16 protein-coding genes and 1 riboswitch are annotated in these 15,779 nt (G+C 66.0%); of the genes, 10 read left to right on the forward strand and 6 right to left on the reverse strand.

Annotation, left to right across the window (positions count from 1 at the left end; translation table 11 throughout):
• The first annotated feature begins 38 nt into the window (after positions 1-38).
• Positions 39-165, forward strand: a riboswitch (ZMP/ZTP riboswitch).
• 41 nt (positions 166-206) lie between these two features.
• Together glyA and nrdR are read left to right on the forward strand one after the other, a co-directional pair.
• A complete protein-coding gene (glyA, locus tag GOQ09_RS15965) occupies positions 207-1,451 on the forward strand; it encodes a serine hydroxymethyltransferase (protein ID WP_157614406.1) in 1,245 nt (414 codons plus the stop codon).
• Positions 1,452-1,472: 21 nt separating this feature from the next.
• Positions 1,473-1,916, forward strand: coding sequence for a transcriptional regulator NrdR (gene nrdR, locus GOQ09_RS15970; protein WP_007836918.1), 444 nt, complete (start codon positions 1,473-1,475; stop codon positions 1,914-1,916).
• A 37-nt stretch (positions 1,917-1,953) separates the two neighbouring features.
• Here the strand turns inward: nrdR and GOQ09_RS26360 are convergent, their stop codons facing one another.
• The 6 genes from GOQ09_RS26360 to pilV are packed head-to-tail and all read right to left on the reverse strand — an operon-like array spanning position 1,954 to position 9,151.
• Entirely contained in the window at positions 1,954-2,493 is a 540-nt protein-coding gene (locus GOQ09_RS26360) for a GspH/FimT family pseudopilin (RefSeq protein WP_165442091.1), read from the reverse strand.
• Positions 2,494-2,513: 20 nt separating this feature from the next.
• Complete coding sequence (locus GOQ09_RS26525) at positions 2,514-2,948, reverse strand: type IV pilin protein (RefSeq protein ID WP_157614407.1); 435 nt, start codon at positions 2,946-2,948, stop codon at positions 2,514-2,516.
• Positions 2,945-6,907: a pilus assembly protein gene (locus tag GOQ09_RS15985; RefSeq protein WP_157614408.1), complete on the reverse strand. Its 3,963-nt coding sequence runs from the start codon at positions 6,905-6,907 to the stop codon at positions 2,945-2,947. The genes GOQ09_RS26525 and GOQ09_RS15985 overlap by 4 nt, the downstream gene beginning before the upstream one ends.
• A 30-nt stretch (positions 6,908-6,937) precedes the next feature.
• Positions 6,938-7,591, reverse strand: coding sequence for a pilus assembly PilX family protein (locus GOQ09_RS15990; RefSeq protein ID WP_157614409.1), 654 nt, complete (start codon positions 7,589-7,591; stop codon positions 6,938-6,940).
• Positions 7,588-8,520 carry a PilW family protein gene (locus tag GOQ09_RS15995; protein ID WP_157616733.1) on the reverse strand — a complete coding sequence of 311 codons (933 nt, stop codon included), beginning with the start codon at positions 8,518-8,520 and terminating at the stop codon, positions 7,588-7,590. Before GOQ09_RS15995 ends, GOQ09_RS15990 begins: the two co-directional genes overlap by 4 nt.
• A 55-nt stretch (positions 8,521-8,575) precedes the next feature.
• The gene (gene pilV / locus GOQ09_RS16000; RefSeq protein ID WP_157614410.1) at positions 8,576-9,151 is read right to left on the reverse strand and encodes a type IV pilus modification protein PilV; all 576 of its coding nucleotides are present in this window, start codon (positions 9,149-9,151) and stop codon (positions 8,576-8,578) included.
• A 164-nt stretch (positions 9,152-9,315) separates the two neighbouring features.
• Between pilV and ribD the strand changes: the two genes are divergently transcribed.
• From ribD to tolQ, 8 genes are all read left to right on the forward strand, one after another.
• Positions 9,316-10,443, forward strand: a complete 1,128-nt coding sequence (gene ribD, locus GOQ09_RS16005; protein WP_157614411.1) for a bifunctional diaminohydroxyphosphoribosylaminopyrimidine deaminase/5-amino-6-(5-phosphoribosylamino)uracil reductase RibD — start codon at positions 9,316-9,318, stop codon at positions 10,441-10,443.
• 86 nt (positions 10,444-10,529) lie between these two features.
• Complete coding sequence (locus GOQ09_RS16010) at positions 10,530-11,195, forward strand: riboflavin synthase (RefSeq protein WP_157614412.1); 666 nt, start codon at positions 10,530-10,532, stop codon at positions 11,193-11,195.
• Positions 11,192-12,346, forward strand: coding sequence for a bifunctional 3,4-dihydroxy-2-butanone-4-phosphate synthase/GTP cyclohydrolase II (gene ribBA / locus GOQ09_RS16015; protein WP_157614413.1), 1,155 nt, complete (start codon positions 11,192-11,194; stop codon positions 12,344-12,346). Before GOQ09_RS16010 ends, ribBA begins: the two co-directional genes overlap by 4 nt.
• Positions 12,347-12,352: 6 nt before the next feature.
• Positions 12,353-12,820 (forward strand): 6,7-dimethyl-8-ribityllumazine synthase, encoded by a 468-nt coding sequence (gene ribH / locus GOQ09_RS16020; RefSeq protein ID WP_157614414.1) that lies wholly within the window; start codon positions 12,353-12,355, stop codon positions 12,818-12,820.
• The gene (nusB, locus tag GOQ09_RS16025; RefSeq protein ID WP_126750010.1) at positions 12,817-13,353 is read left to right on the forward strand and encodes a transcription antitermination factor NusB; all 537 of its coding nucleotides are present in this window, start codon (positions 12,817-12,819) and stop codon (positions 13,351-13,353) included. Before ribH ends, nusB begins: the two co-directional genes overlap by 4 nt.
• Before the next feature lie 52 nt (positions 13,354-13,405).
• Complete coding sequence (locus GOQ09_RS16030; protein WP_157614415.1) at positions 13,406-14,602, forward strand: pyridoxal phosphate-dependent aminotransferase; 1,197 nt, start codon at positions 13,406-13,408, stop codon at positions 14,600-14,602.
• Positions 14,599-15,057: a YbgC/FadM family acyl-CoA thioesterase gene (locus GOQ09_RS16035; RefSeq protein ID WP_157614416.1), complete on the forward strand. Its 459-nt coding sequence runs from the start codon at positions 14,599-14,601 to the stop codon at positions 15,055-15,057. The genes GOQ09_RS16030 and GOQ09_RS16035 overlap by 4 nt, the downstream gene beginning before the upstream one ends.
• The gene (gene tolQ / locus GOQ09_RS16040) at positions 15,054-15,776 is read left to right on the forward strand and encodes a protein TolQ (RefSeq protein WP_126750007.1); all 723 of its coding nucleotides are present in this window, start codon (positions 15,054-15,056) and stop codon (positions 15,774-15,776) included. Before GOQ09_RS16035 ends, tolQ begins: the two co-directional genes overlap by 4 nt.
• Positions 15,777-15,779: the final 3 nt, after the last annotated feature.

Consider the following 15,779-nt stretch of genomic DNA (forward strand, 5'->3'; position numbering starts at 1 on the left):
CCTGCCCCATGGGCAAAACCATGGGGTGAGCTACACTCCGTTCCGTACGCGACTGGCGATAGGCGCAGCACCTCCAAAGGTGCCACGCGCTGACGTGGAATACCACTGGGAAGCGTGCCGCCTGGCATCCATTCAGGCGTTCAGCCGTTCGCCTGGGCAGCCCTTGTTTGGTTGAAGAACAAGGACCTCGTCTTCAAAGGACTGCCATGTACCAACGCAATATCCTGGTCGAACAGACCGATCCCGAAATCTGGGCTGCCATCCAGGCCGAAAACGCGCGCCAGGAACACCACATCGAGCTCATCGCGAGCGAAAACTACGCCTCGCCGGCCGTTATGGCCGCACAGGGCTCGCAGCTCACCAACAAGTACGCCGAAGGCTACCCGGGCAAGCGCTACTACGGCGGCTGCGAGCATGTCGACGTGGCCGAGCAACTGGCCATCGACCGCGTCAAGCAGATCTTCGGCGCCGACGCCGCCAACGTGCAGCCGCATTGCGGCGCATCGGCCAACGAGGCCGTGATGCTGGCCTTCTTGAAGCCCGGCGACACCATCATGGGCATGAGCCTGGCCGAAGGCGGCCACCTCACGCACGGCATGCCCCTCAACATGAGCGGCAAGTGGTTCAACGTGGTGAGCTACGGCCTCGACGCCAACGAAGCCATCGACTACGACGCGATGGAACGCAAGGCGCACGAGCACATGCCCAAGCTCATCATCGCCGGCGCCTCGGCTTATTCGCTGCGCATCGATTTCGAGCGATTCGCCAAGGTGGCCAAGGACGTGGGCGCGATCTTCATGGTCGACATTGCCCATTACGCAGGCCTTGTGGCCGCGGGCGTGTACCCCAACCCCGTGCCGCATGCCGACGTGGTGACCTCCACCACCCACAAGAGCCTGCGCGGTCCGCGCGGCGGCATCATCCTGATGAAGTCGCAGCATGAGAAAGCCATCAACAGCGCCATTTTCCCGGGCCTGCAAGGCGGCCCGCTGATGCACGTGATTGCCGCCAAGGCCGTTGCGTTCAAGGAAGCCATGACGCCCGAGTTCAAGGCCTACCAGCAGCAAGTGGTCAAGAACGCCCAGATCGTGGCCGACACCCTCACCGAGCGTGGCCTGCGCATCGTGAGCGGGCGCACCGAAAGCCACGTGATGCTGGTTGACCTGCGCTCCAAGGGCATTACCGGCAAGGAAGCCGAAGCCGTGCTGGGCGCCGCCCACATGACGATCAACAAGAACGCGATCCCCAACGACCCTGAGAAGCCGATGGTGACCAGCGGCGTGCGCATCGGCACTCCCGCCATGACGACGCGCGGCTTCAAGGATGAAGAGGCCCGCATCACGGCGAACCTGGTGGCCGACGTGCTCGAGAACCCGCGCGATGCAGCCAACATCGACGCCGTGCGCGCCAAGGTGCACGCGCTCACGAGCCGCTTCCCTGTCTACCGCTGATCGTCCGCAAGACCTGGCCGCATGAAATGCCCTTTTTGCGGTCATCTTGAAACGCAGGTCGTCGAGACCCGCGTTTCGGAAGACGCCGACTTCGTGCGCAGGCGCCGCCAGTGCAGCGCCTGCGACAAGCGCTTTACAACGTACGAGCGGCCGGACGTGAACTTTCCGGTCGTCGTGAAGAAGGACGGCAGCCGCGCCGACTTCGACTCGACCAAAGTGCGCGCCTCGATGATGCTGGCGCTGCGCAAGCGGCCGGTGAGCATCGAGCAGATCGACAACGCGCTGCTGCGCATCGAGCAAAAGCTGCTGGCCAGCGGCCTGCGCGAAATCGACTCGACCAAGGTTGGCGAACTCGTCATGCGCGAGCTCAAGAAGCTCGACAAGGTCGCTTACGTGCGCTTTGCTTCGGTGTACCGCAGCTTCGAGGACGTGGACGAGTTCAGGCAGCTGTTGCGGGACATTTGAGCAAGAGGCGTCGCGGCAAGCCCCTGGCGCCCTCTCACTAGCCGCCGCTGCCGCAAGCGCCGCTTCCGCACTCACCCCGGACATCGGGGTTGCAGACCCTGGCGCGACCCGACGCGGATACCACGATCGACGCCCTGCGGCCCGACTCGGCCTTCAGCGTGAGGCATCCGGCGCCGAAGCCCGTGCCGCCCGCCCGGCGCGAGAAGCCATTGCTGTCGTAGTCCAGCCCTCGCACGAATCCGTCTCCGAGTGCTGCGTCGACGCTCACCCCGTTCGGAAGCTTCTCGAACTTGCGCACCGTTTGCATTGCGCCTTCCGGCCCGGCCTGCACGGCCCAGCCACTCGACCAGTCGCTTCCCTCGAGGGCGCCCACATGCACCTTTTGCGAACGCTGAATGGCTTCGGTGCGAGCCAGGTTCAGCGCGGCCACGAAACCGCTCGAAGCAGCGGCAAGCCGCTGGTTGAGCAGCAGGTCGCGAAACGAGGAAACGGCGATCGAACCCAGGATTGCCATGATGGCTACCACGGCCATCAGCTCGACGAGGGTGAATCCGCCCAGCGCAGCCCTCGCAACCATCGGCCATCGCCAGCCGGACCTCATTGCCAGCACTTGGCACCCGCCGTGCCGTTGCAGCCCTTGTCTCCCATGCTGTCGATCCAGAGCGCTCCGACTTCGGGATCGGAGTAGCCCGGCTGCGGGGTGGCCGTGAGCCTGATGCAGCGCTCGATGGTGCCCTGCCCCTCGCAATTGCCACTCTCGACAAGGTACTTGCCGCCGGCACCTCCCTCGCCGGATCCGCCTTCGTAGCGCTTGTACTGCCCGGTCATGGTGTATTGCCGCTCTTGCTGCTGCATCTGCTGCATCAGGGCCGAGCGCGCCTCGGTGCGCCAGCCCTTGCGCATGAAGTCCAGGTACGACGGATAGGAGATTGCGGCCAGGATGGCGAGGATCGCGACCACGATCATCAATTCGATGAGCGTGAAGCCGTGAATGCGACCGGCGGTGCCGCTTGCCGACTTGGCGGCTTTCATGGCTTTGCCCCCTCAAAATCGGTGATCTGGCGCCAGTTCAAGCGCCCGGCCACTTGCGAAATCTGGCCACCTTCCACCGGCTGCACGGTTGAAATGCCGGCTCCACCAGGGCGTCCTCCAGAGCCGGCGTTGATCACTGAAAGCCTCTTCGTCGCCGAACGGCGGCCGAATGCATCGGGTGAGGTATGCGCCCCTTCTCCAAGCGCAACGAGTAATGGCGACGACAACGACCCCACCGTCGAAGGCACACAGGTCCCGCCTTTCGAAAGCCCTGTCATTGCGTTGATTGCACAGCTGCGACCGCCGCCGTTTGCGCCGCAGGCATTGCCGTTCGGTATTAGCGTGTTGAAGAACAGATAGCCGTCGCTGAGCGCCAGCCGGGTCACCTGCCGCTCGCCCGAGTCGAGCGAGCCGGGAAGATCGAAATACCAGCCGCGGCGACTTGCCACGCTGCGGTTTCCGGTGCCATAGACGAAAGGTTCGCCCACGATGGCCGGCAGTGCCTGGCCGGCCGCAGCGGCGGCGGTCCGCGCCTGAAGCTGGGTGCGCGTTTCGTGCGCGGGAATGGCGGTGCCCGAGTCGTACACGCCGTAGAGCGTTTGCACCGCATGGCTGGCGCTGCCGATGTCTTCGGCGCTCATGAACTTGCCGGTGCCGAAGAGCACGATGGCGCCGCCGTTCGGCCCTGCGCCCACTTCTGGCGCCACAGTGATCGGTTGGCGCTTGGCGCCCGCGCCGGGCGATATCGCGACCATGAGCGGCAACCCCTTCAACCCGAGTGCGTTGTCCTCGTTCCAAGGCGCACGGCCGGTGAAGTCGAACTTCCACAGGTTGCCTTGCGTGTCGCCGGCGTACAGCCAGTGCACCGAACCGTCCGCGGCTGCGTAGTCGCCCGGCGTGCCGAGGGCGTTTGCCAGCGTCTTGTCCGCTGGTGTCGGCAGCACGATCTTGTGATAGTTGACGCCCCGCTTCCAGGCGGCACCGGCGGGCTTGTCGAGCGAAAGCAGGAACAGCGCCCCGCGCCTGTCCGGATTGGCGTTGTTGAAGCCGGAGGGCACCACGGCAAACCAGGCATAGGCTGCTGCCCCGGTGCGCGTGGGTGCGGAGAGGCGAAACTTCAAGATTCGCGGCGCTTGGAGCACGTGGCCCATGTCCTCGTCGTCGAGGCCCGTGAACTCCCACAGTGCCTTGTCGGCAGAAAACGCGGCGGGATCGGAAACATCGAGCGCAAAGACGCCGCTTGCTCCAGCACCCATTCCGGAAACCAGCACGGTCTTCCAGCTGCCGTCGGCCATCCTCGCCTCCACCGCCGCGGGCGATCCGTCGACATAGGATTGATGCACATAGTCTGGCGAGCTGTAGCTACCGAGCTTGTGCAACACCGCGCGCGGCACGTAGGCGAAGAGCTCGCCTCCCGTGGCGGCCGAGAACGCATGCAGCATGCCGTCGTTGGCGCCGACGTACACCGCCGGCGGCCGCGCTTTGTTCGCCTCTAGAAAGCGGCCATAGCCGGCATCCTGCACGTGCAGGCTCGGTGCGCCCACGAACAGCGGGTTCGAATTGGCAACATCGCCCATGACCGAATCACGCACACGGAACATCCCACCCGGTGCCGACAGTTCCTTGCGGCGGTCGCCGCGCAGATAGGCAAGCCGGTCGGCGCCCAGCGCATCGGATGCCGGCGGCACCGCATAGGGCGTGGAGTTCAAATGGGCTCGCGATGCGCTGTCGAGTGCTTCCCAGCGAAAAGGCGTCCCTCTGCCGGCCGACGAAAGGGTGAAGATGTTCCTGTCCGAGGGATCGCGCGCCACACGTGCCGGCTGAGCCGATGCGTTGCCGGTCAACAGGGCTCCCGCGTCCCACGCGGGCTCATCGGCCTGGCGCACCGTGGCCGCAGCCGCGTCGTAAGCCAATGGATACGACAGCAGCGTGCCCGACCAGCGGCGTCCGCGGAACCGCGGCACGTAGAGGCTGCTCCCGGCTTCCGCGATGCGGTCCGAGGAAATGGCCGCGTCCGCCGTGCTCCCGCCTGACGGCGCCGCTGCCGACTCGAAAATCCGGTGGATCGCGCCGAGCAATTGCCGCGGCTCGCCCGCCAGGAAGTAGTTGGACGGCTTGGGCTGGCCATCGTTGTCGATGCCTTCGGCCCATTCGGAATTGCCCGCCACGTCGGCCTGGCCGCCGTCGCCTGAGCCCCTGAATGGATTGCCGTCCGCGTTGCTGTCTGCAAAGCCCCCGTACTTCGACGCGAGATAAAGCGCGCTGCCGCGCTGCGCTTGCCGGACGGCCCCCTGCCCGCCGGCGTCCAGGTCGACGCCGAAGGTCTGGACCCGCACGTCGGGGTAGTCGGCACGAATCTTCTGGGTGTTCGCCCAATAGGCCAGCCCCGCCATGCCGAACGAACCCTTGTCGGCGCCCGTTTCCGCAGCTGCGATGGTGCTCGCCGTCAGTTGCGCGCCGCCCTTGTAGTTGAAGGCTGGAAGACCTCGGTTTCCGGTCGTTGCAAGACCGGTCTTTCCCGAAGGGTGGGTATAGGACAGCGACTCGCGGTTTTCGAACGCGCCGACCAGGCGGGTCCAGTAGGACGTGTCGGGCTCAAACGAGGCATTGCTGAAACTGCGGCCACCGCCAGGCAGCCCGGGCAAGGCACGATCGCCGTGCGTTTCGAGATCTCCGATCGCCAGGATGTAGTTCTTGCGGCAGCTGACACCCACGGGGTCCCAGCTCTTGTGGCCGTCGGTGCGCCATTGCGCGGTGTCGTTGTAGACCGGCAGCCCGTCCTTTCGCGGATCGTCGAGGGCTGCTACGCCCGCGATTGCATCTCGCGTGGGCACCTTGCCTTGCAGGTAGCGCAGCGATTCGTAGTAGAGCTCACCCGCGGGGTCGAACTTCTTGTACGCACCGGCGCGTCCGAAGCGGTTCAGGTAGTTGATGACGCCACCGAACCGGCCGCCCTGCGCGACGGATATCGGATCGCCAAGAAAGACGCCGGTCCTGGCATCCCATTCGGTCTGGGGGTTGTCCACTCGGTCGAGCTTGGCCTCCAGCTTTCTCGGTCCGGCGTATTTCATCGGTGCGCGCAACACGCCCCCATAGCGGGCCGGGTCGTTGTCGAGCAGATAGCCGAACACGGCGAAACGAAGCCTGTCGGCGTAATGTTGTATCTCGCCGGCGGGCTTGAAATTGCCGCTCGGGTACTTGAGGCACAGGTCCCTGCGCACCGCGCCTTCAGCCGCGGTGCAGACCTCGACCCGCGCGAAGTAGGGAGCGCTCGCCGCGCCGGGACCGTATTGCTGGTCGGTGCCCGGGCTGGCGCAGCTGCCGCTTGCGCTCGATCCAACGAACATGCGGTCGGCGCAATGATTGAAATGAAGAGTGCCCGCCGCGCGCAAGCCATTGCTGCTGCCCACCACCAGCGGCGTGAGCTTGTCCAGGTTGCCGGACACGGCCTTGTCGGGAAAGTAGCTGCCGCGGTAGAAATCCTGCTGCAGCACCGCGCGTTGCAGCACGGTACGTTCGGCTTCGTCCACCACCCGGTCGCCACCTGTCAACGCGAGCCGCAATACGTCAACGGTCGACGTCGCGGCCCAGTTCAACAGGTTGCCGCTCCATTGATGCGCGCACGCGATCTCGCCGCCGGCAAGTCGCGTTGCCGGGGACAGGCGCTTGAAATAGCCATCGGAAGCGGCGTAGCCGTAGCAGGCCATCGGGTCCCAATAGCCCAGGTAGACCTTCTTCCAGTCGAAGCTGCCGCGATAGGCCGCACCCGTGTTCGAGAACTCCAGTGCGAGGTCGAGCACCATGTTCGGGTCGACGCGCGACGCCATGGAAGACAACGGCTCACTTGGCAGCTCTACAGCCGGCACCACGCCGGTCTCCGCCGCAAATACCGACGTACCGCAGAGCACCCAGATGGCAACAGCTGCCGCCGAGCGCAGGCGACTTTCAGGAGAACGCATTCGGATTCCGTTTCAGCAAAAGCAGGAAAGTCAGGACGGGCAACCCGGGCTGGCGGCCGGCTTGTACAAATTGGTTTGCAGCACCACCTGCGTCTCGTCCCGCACGCCGTAGCCGATGGCCGTGACGCGAAAGAGATGCGAGGCGCTTCGCGCACTTGCGCTTTGGAGCTGGCTGGACTGCCAGCCCCCCAGGTTGCGAACCGCTTCCACGATGTAGCGCGGCGCGCGCGCCGACAACGCGCCGCCGCGAGCGCCTGCGACCGCACTGGCCGTTGCGTAGATTTGCCCAGTGAAGGTGCCGTAGGCGACCGACGTTGTGCTTTCGGCTGCGAAATCAGCAGTCATCCAGACCGGCTCGGCGCCGTCTTCGGCTTGGGCGCACAGCCCCTGGTGAATGCCCGTGCCGCCGCATCCCGCGACAAAGGCCGAAACATCCCTGCCGTTGAAAATACACAGGCGTTGCGCCGCGCCTTGGTTCGGGCCGAGCACGTCGCGCTCGGCGTCGACCAGCGCCGCTTCGGCGGCCTGGAACGCGATCTCGGTGTCGCGGTCGTTGCGTGCGCTTCGCTCGCCCACCAGCGAGACCTGTGCCGCACCAATGCCAAGCACCATCGCAATGAGCAGCATCAACAGCACCACGATCAACGAGAAGCCTCGCTGCGGCGACGAGCCGCTCCGGCTCATGGTGCCGGCTCCTTCATGACGTTGCGCAGCATGACCGTGAAGGTGGAAGTGCGCCTCAGTCTGCCGTCCGCCGGAGGCATGAAGCTCACATCGGGAAAGTCGGCGCCGAGCGGATAGAGAAGTTCAACCTGCGTTCGGGCTTCGCCAATGCCAGGGCCACTGCGCGCGACCATGCCGATGCGAAGACCGACCACCTTGCGCCACTCATCGTTGATGCCGGCGGTGGAGCCCGCCAGCGCCTCCAGCTGCGCGGCGTCGAGCCAGCGTTCAGGCACCCCGTCGCCATTGCCGTCGTAGGCGTAAACGACCTTGAACACCTCGATACCGCGCGCGAGCGGCTCGGACCTGAACGAGCCCTCCTTGTCGCTGCGGTACTTGCAGTAAAGCTCGGGCTCCTTGTCGGCGGCTTCCGCCACGAAGAAGAAGCTCCATGCACGATCGGCGAGCGACGGCCCGTCGTCCGAAGGGCCGGCCTGGGCAATGCCCATGCAATCGACCATGGTGCCGTCTGGTTCGGTATCGCCGCCTCCGTCGCGGCTGCGGCCGAAAAACCGCACCCGCAGCGAGTCGCTCCCGTTCACGCCCCTGCTGTTGTGGCTGCCATAGCTTTCGCCTGTGAGGCCGACCCGCGCATGGCTCGCGCCGACGATGTCCAGGTCGGATGGATCGTCGGGCGACACCATCAGGTTTGCGTTGCTGCCGATTACCACGCTGCCGTCCGGGCCGACGTGGTCCGGTGCATAGTCGGCATAGCCGGCTTGCCGCACGATGCCTCTGACGACTGCAGCCGCGAACCTCAGTGAATCTTCCACCGCCTGCGCTTCGGCATTGGCGGCAAAGAGCTGCCGGCTGCCAATGAAGGTAGCCGTGGCGGCCAGCACCACCACCAGGCCGATCGCGGCGGCGACCATCAACTCGACCAAGGTCATCCCGCCCTGGCGCAGGCACCTTGGGTGACAAGGGGCTCGCACGGCAGCCGTTCGCCTAGCCGACAACCAGTTGCATCACCAAGCGAGGCGGAAGCTCCCGCTGCGGCTTGCCGTCGTGCTTCGCGTCCACGGCGTCGGCGTGCGGCACCCAGCCGAGCTTGACGACCACATTGCGGCCGGAACCACTGCACGGCCACGCGTATTCGCCGGCCGACGCGTTCCAAGGGTGGTCATCGAAGCACACGCTCAGGCGGGCACCGGGCAATGCCTTGGCAACGCGGCGCTTCCACTCGCCCATGTCCCAGGCCGCCAGGCTTTCGGGATCGCAAGCCGCGCCTGCCGCCGCGCACCCGCCCGGGGCGGCGCCAGTGCCGGCATCCTCGGTCCAGTTGGCGACAAGATAGGTATTGGCCGCGTCGTTCCTTGCCGCCACACCCGGGTTCATTCGAACCTTTTCGGAAAGGTCGCGAGCGAGGTTGACTGCCGCAGCGAATGTTGCGGCTTCCTTGCCCGTGCGCACAGCCGTGAGCAGCATGCCGATGGAGCCGAGCAAACCGACGCTCAGCACCGCGATGGAAACGAGCACCTCCACGAGCGAAAAGCCCGTGGCGGCCTGCCTTGATGTAGCCATTTTTCGATGTCCTCCCCGTCCTGCAACTTCGGTTGCTTCTTTATTCCTGCATCGAAACTGGAGCGTAGAGGCGGCTCTCTGCAGGCCGTTTGCCGTTCATCCGCTTTTGACCGCCGCTCGTATGATCCAGCGGCTCCGGTGTTAAATAATTCTTCTCGCAGCCCATGCCCTCCCCCGAACAAGACGCGCAGCACATCGCCACCGCATTGCGCCTGGCTTCCGACGCGCTGTTGCTGACCGATCCGAACCCGCGCGTGGGTTGCGTGCTGTGCGATGCAGACGGCCGCGTGCTGGGCCAGGGCCACACGCAGCAAGCCGGCGGGCCGCATGCCGAAGTGATGGCGCTGCGCGACGCCGCGGCCAAGGGCCACTCGGTTGCAGGCGCCACGGCCTACGTCACGCTCGAGCCCTGCTCGCACCACGGGCGTACCGGTCCCTGCTGCGACGCGCTGATCGCGGCCGGCATCGGCAGGGTCGTGGCATCGCTTGCAGACCCGAACCCGCTGGTCGCCGGACAGGGCTTCGCCCGGCTGCGGGCGGCCGGCACCGAGGTGCAAACCGGCCCTGGCGCCGCGGAATCGCGCGAGCTCAACATCGGTTTCTTCAGCCGCATGGTCCGCAAGCTGCCTTGGGTGCGTCTCAAGGTGGCGGCCTCGCTCGACGGCAAGACGGGCCTTGCCAACGGGGTGAGCCAATGGATCACCTCCGAAGCGGCCCGAGCCGACGGCCACGCGTGGCGCGCCCGTGCCAGCGCAGTGTTGACCGGTGTGGGCACCGTGCTCGAAGACAACCCCCGGCTCGACGTGCGCATGGTCGAAACGCCGCGCCAGCCGCATCTGGTGATCGTCGACAGCCATTTGCAGACCCCGCCTGACGCTCATGTTTTCATAGCAGGCCGCCCAGTGTGGATTTACGCAGCCGTCCGCGACGAAGCCCGCGCTGCCGCCCTGGAAGCACGCGGCGCCACCGTCACCTGCCTGCCCAATGCCGCGGGCAAGGTCGATCTGGCCGCCATGCTGCAAGACCTGGCAGCGCGCGGCGTCAACGAACTGCACGTCGAGGCCGGCCACAAGCTCAACGGCTCGCTCATCCGGGAAGGCTGCGTCGACGAATTGCTGGTCTACCTGGCGCCCAAGCTGATCGGCAGCGGCCTCGACATGGCGAGCCACCTGCACGCCGAAGGGCCACTCACCTCGCTGGAGGGCGCGCTGGCGCTCGAATTCAAGTCTGTGCAGATGCTCGAGCCCGACCTGCGGATCGTGTCACGGGTGCGCGGGCGCGACAGCTTCTAGCGTCCAGCCTCGGCGACCGGAGGCGGATTGCACGGCCAAAGCGCCGCGGAAAGGCCGAGGGCCCCCGCATCTGCGAAAATGTGCAAATGTTCACCGGAATCATCACCGGCGTGGGGCGCATCGCCGCCATCCACGACCTCGGCCCCTCCTCCTCCTACGGCAAAAGACTCGGCATTTCGGTGCCCAACGGATATCTCGACGATGTAGGCCTCGGTGACAGCATCGCGCTCAACGGCGCCTGCATGACCGTGACCACGCTCGATCCGGCGCAGCAGCTGTTCACCATCGACATTTCCGCCGAATCGCTCGACAAGACCGCCGGCCTCACCGAGCAAGGCGCCCGCATCAACCTCGAGAAGGCGCTGCGCGCCAGCGACCGGCTGGGCGGGCACATCGTGTCGGGCCATGTGGACGGCATCGGCATGGTGAGCCACTTTGCGCCCGTGGGCGAAAGCTGGGAACTGCGCGTGGTCGCACCGCCCGCATTGGCGCGCTTTCTGGCCTACAAGGGCTCGATCACGATCAACGGCGTGAGCCTTACGGTCAACAGCGTGAGCGACATCGAAGACGGCGCGGAAATCAGCATCAACCTGATCCCGCACACCGTCGAAAACACCTCCCTCGGCAGCCTCCAGGCCGGCTCGAAGGTCAATCTCGAAATCGATACCGTGGCGCGCTACGTGGAGCGCATGCTCCAGGCCGGCGTCCTGGTGCCAACTCCTTCCACGTATTCCAAGGACACCGCCGAATGAACGCCTCCGTCACCCCCATCGGCGCGCCCCGCGGCTCGCGGGCACCCGCGCCGATTTCCCCGGTCGAGGAGATCGTGGCCGAGCTCGCCGCCGGCCGCATGGTGATCCTGGTGGACGAGGAAGACCGTGAGAATGAAGGCGACATCGTCATCGCGGCGGACCACATCACGCCCGAGGCGATCAACTTCATGGCCCGCCATGCGCGCGGGCTGATCTGCCTCACGCTTTCGCGCGAAATGTGCGAGCGGCTGCAGCTGCCGCCCATGGTGTCCCGCAACGGCGCCAAGCATTCGACCGCCTTTACCGTTTCGATCGAAGCGGCCGAAGGCGTGACCACCGGCATCTCGGCCGCCGACCGCGCCCGCACTGTGCAGGCCGCCGTGGCGCGCAATGCCGTGGCCAGCGACCTGGTGCAGCCGGGCCATATCTTTCCGCTGCAGGCGGTGGACGGCGGCGTGCTGATGCGCGCCGGCCATACCGAAGCCGGCTGCGACCTCGCAGCCATGGCCGGCTGCTCGCCCGCCTCGGTGATCTGCGAGGTGATGAACGAAGACGGCACCATGGCGCGCCTCCCCGACCTGCAGATTTTTGCGGCCGAGCACGGGCTCAAGATCGGCACCATTGCCGCGCTCATCGAGCACCGCAGCCGCACTGAATCGCTGGTCGAAAAAGTCGGCTGCCGCGAAATCCAGACCGCGTGGGGCAGCTTTACCGCCCACGCCTTCACCGACAAGCCCAGCCGCGGCGTGCATCTTGCGCTGGTGCGCGGCAAGTGGCAGCCGGACGATGTGGTGTCGGTGCGCGTGCACGAGCCGCTTTCGGTCCTCGACGCGCTCGAAATCAACCGCTCGCTGCATTCCTGGAGCCTTGACGCCAGCCTCGCGCACATCGCGAATGAAGGCAAGGGCGTGGCCGTGCTGCTGAACTGCGGCGAAACCGCCGGCGAGCTGCTCGCCCAGTTCGACGGCACCGCGCGCCCCGCGCAAGCCCCCGAGCGCGGCCGCATGGACCTGCGCAGCTACGGCATCGGCGCGCAAATCCTGCGCGAATGCGGCGTGCACAAGATGAACCTGCTCGGCACGCCCCGCCGCATGCCGAGCATGGCCGCAGGCTACGGCCTCGAAATTGCCGGCTACCTCACGAAAGACTGACAAGACATGCAAGGTGCAAACAAGGGAGCGGATGCAAAGCCGCTCGACGGAAAAGGGCTGCGCATCGGCATCGTCCAGGCACGCTTCAACGCCGACATCACGGACGCGCTGGCCGCGGCCTGCCTCGCCGAGCTCGAAAAGCTGGGCGTGGCGGCGGACGACATTCACCATGTGCAGGTCCCCGGCGCACTCGAAGTGCCCGTGGCCCTGCAGGCCATGGCCGTGCGCGGCGGCTACCACGCGCTCGTGGCGCTGGGCTGCATCATTCGCGGAGAAACCTACCACTTCGAACTGGTGGCCAACGAATCGGGCGCGAGCGTGAGCCGCATCGCGCTCGACCATCGCATTCCCATCGCCAACGCGATCCTCACGACCGAAAACATGGAGCAAGCCATTGCCCGCCAGACCGACAAGGGCCGCGATGCGGCCCAGGTGGCGGTCGAGATGGCGCAATTGCTGGCCTCCCTCAAATGACCGAAGACAACAACAAGACAGCAGGCGCCAAGCCGCGCCAGGCACGCACCGGCCTCACCAGCACGGGCGCACGCAAGGCTTCGGCCAAGTCGAATCGCAGCCGCGCGCGCGAATTTGCGCTGCAGGCGCTCTACCAGCATCTGGTGGGCCGCAACGACGCGGCTGCCATCGACCAGTTCACGCGCGACCTCGCGGGCTTCCACAAGGCCGACGCCGCGCATTACGACGCGCTGCTGCACGGTGCCATCGAAGGCGCTGAGCAGCTCGACGCGCTGATCCGCCCGCTGCTGGACCGCAAGTTCGAAGAGATATCGCCCATCGAGCACGCCGTGATGTGGATCGGCGTGTACGAGTTTCAGCACTGCCTGGACGTGCCATGGCGCGTGGTGCTCAACGAATGCATCGAGCTTGCCAAGGAATTCGGCGGCACGGACGGCCACAAGTATGTGAACGCCGTGCTCAACGGCCTGGCGCCGCAACTGCGCGCGGCCGAGGTGGAGGCCGATCGCACTTCCGGCAAGGCTAGAACGTGAGGAGCGCCGCCCGGCCGCCCGAAGGCGCGCAGCGCCGTAGCTTGGGGGTGCAATGAGAATCTCGGCGCGCGCACAGCGCATCGAACCGTTCTACGTGATGGAGGTTGCCAAGGCCGCCGGCGTGCTGGCGCGCGAGGTGGCCCATACCGACCGGCCGATGATCTTCCTGAACATCGGCGAGCCCGACTTCACCGCGCCGCCGCTGGTGCAGGAAGCCGCCGCACGCGCGGTGCGCGCCGGTGCCACGCAGTACACGCAGGCGACCGGACTCGACCATCTGCGCGAGCGCATCAGCGGCTGGTATGCGCAGCGCTTCGGCGTCGACGTGCCCGCACGCCGCATCGTGGTGACGGCCGGCGCATCGGCCGCGCTGCAATTGGCCTGCCTCGCGCTCATCGAATCGGGCGACGAGATCCTGCTGCCCGACCCGAGCTATCCCTGCAACCGCCATTTCGTGAGCGCCGCGGATGGCACCGCGGTGATGATCCCGACCACGGCCGACGAGCGCTTCCAGCTCACCGCCGCCAAGGTCGAAGCCGCGTGGACCGACAAGACGCGCGGCGTGCTGCTCGCCTCGCCTTCCAACCCCACGGGCACCTCGATTGCGTCCGACGAGCTGCGCCGCATCCACAACGTGGTGTCGCAGCGCGGCGGCATCACGCTGATCGACGAGATCTACCTCGGGCTTTCGCACGACGATGCCTTTGGGCAGACGGCCTTGGCCATCGACGACAACGTCATCAGCATCAACAGCTTCAGCAAATACTTCAACATGACCGGCTGGCGCCTTGGCTGGCTGGTGGTGCCCGAAGCGCTGGTGCCCGTGGTCGAGCGGCTGGCGCAAAACCTCTTCATCTGCCCCAGCACCGTGTCGCAATACGCGGCGCTGGCCTGCTTCGAGGATGCGAGCATTGCCGAATACGAACGCCGCCGCGCCGAGTTCAAGGCGCGCCGCGACTGGTTCATTCCGCAGCTCAATGCGCTGGGCCTCAACGTGCCCGTGGTGCCCGACGGCGCCTTCTATGCCTGGGCCGACTGCACCAGCGTGGCCGAGAAGCTCGGCATTTCGGGCAGCTGGGATTTCGCCTTCGAAACCATGAAGCGCGCCCACGTGGCCGTGACCCCGGGGCGCGATTTCGGCACCGCCGAAACCGGCAAGTTCGTGCGCTTTTCCACCGCCAGCTCGATGGCCCATCTCGAGGAATCCATCGAACGCCTGCGGGCCATGATCGCGAACCCGGCCCCATGAGCTACGCGTTTCCCATCCGCGTGTACTGGGAGGACACCGATGCCGGCGGCATCGTGTTCTACGCCAACTACCTCAAGTTCATGGAGCGCGGGCGCACCGAATGGCTGCGCTCGCTGGGCGTGGAGCAGCGAAAGCTGCGCGAGGAAACCGGTGGCCAGTTCGTGGTGAGCGAAACGCAGCTCAAATACCATCGCCCCTCCCGCCTCGACGACGAACTGCTGGTTACAGCCGATCTCCGACAAATGGGTACGGCGTCGTTGATAATCGGTCAGCAGGTGCTATCAAAAACAGAGCAAGAACGAACAGGCGCCCCGGCGCCCGTCCTTCTGTGCGAAGGCACCATCCGCATCGGCTGGGTGGACGCCACCACATTGCGCCCCGCGCGCATACCGACCCAAGTTTCGGGAACCCTCGAGCGCTCCGGCGGCTCCATGACTCAACCTTTCAAGCCATGAACCAAGACCTCTCGATCATCAATCTCCTCCTCCACGCGAGCTTCGTGGTCCAACTGGTCGTGCTGCTGCTCGTGATCGTCTCGATTGCGAGCTGGGCCGCGATCATCCGCAAATACTTTGCGCTGCGCCGCATGCGCGCGCTGAACGACGACTTCGAACGCGAGTTCTGGTCGGGCACCAGCCTGAACGAACTGTTCGCATCGGCCGCGCAAAACGCCAAGTTCGCCGGGCCCATGGAGCGCATCTTCGCTTCGGGCATGCGCGAATACCAGAAGCTGCGCGAACGCCACGTGAGCGACGCCAGCACGCTGCTGGACGGCGCCCGCCGCGCCATGCGCGCGAGCTTCCAGCGCGAACTCGATGCGGCCGAGCAGAACCTGTCGTTCCTGGCCACCGTGGGCTCGGTATCGCCGTATGTCGGCCTCTTCGGCACGGTCTGGGGCATCATGCATGCCTTCACCGGCCTGGCCGCGCTCGCTCAGGTAACGCTGGCCACCGTGGCGCCCGGCATCGCCGAAGCACTGGTGGCCACGGCCATCGGCCTATTCGCCGCCATTCCCGCGGTGGTGGGCTACAACCGCTTCGCGCGCGAGATCGACAAGATCGCCATCGCGCTCGAAACCTATATCGAGGAGTTCTCGAACATCCTGCAGCGCAATCTCTCGGCCCACCCGGCCGCGAGCGCGACGGCAGCTTCGGCGACTCCGGGCAACCGCTGAACG

Origin of the sequence: Variovorax paradoxus (genome assembly GCF_009755665.1) — a bacterium.
Lineage (GTDB): Bacteria > Pseudomonadota > Gammaproteobacteria > Burkholderiales > Burkholderiaceae_C > Variovorax > Variovorax paradoxus_G.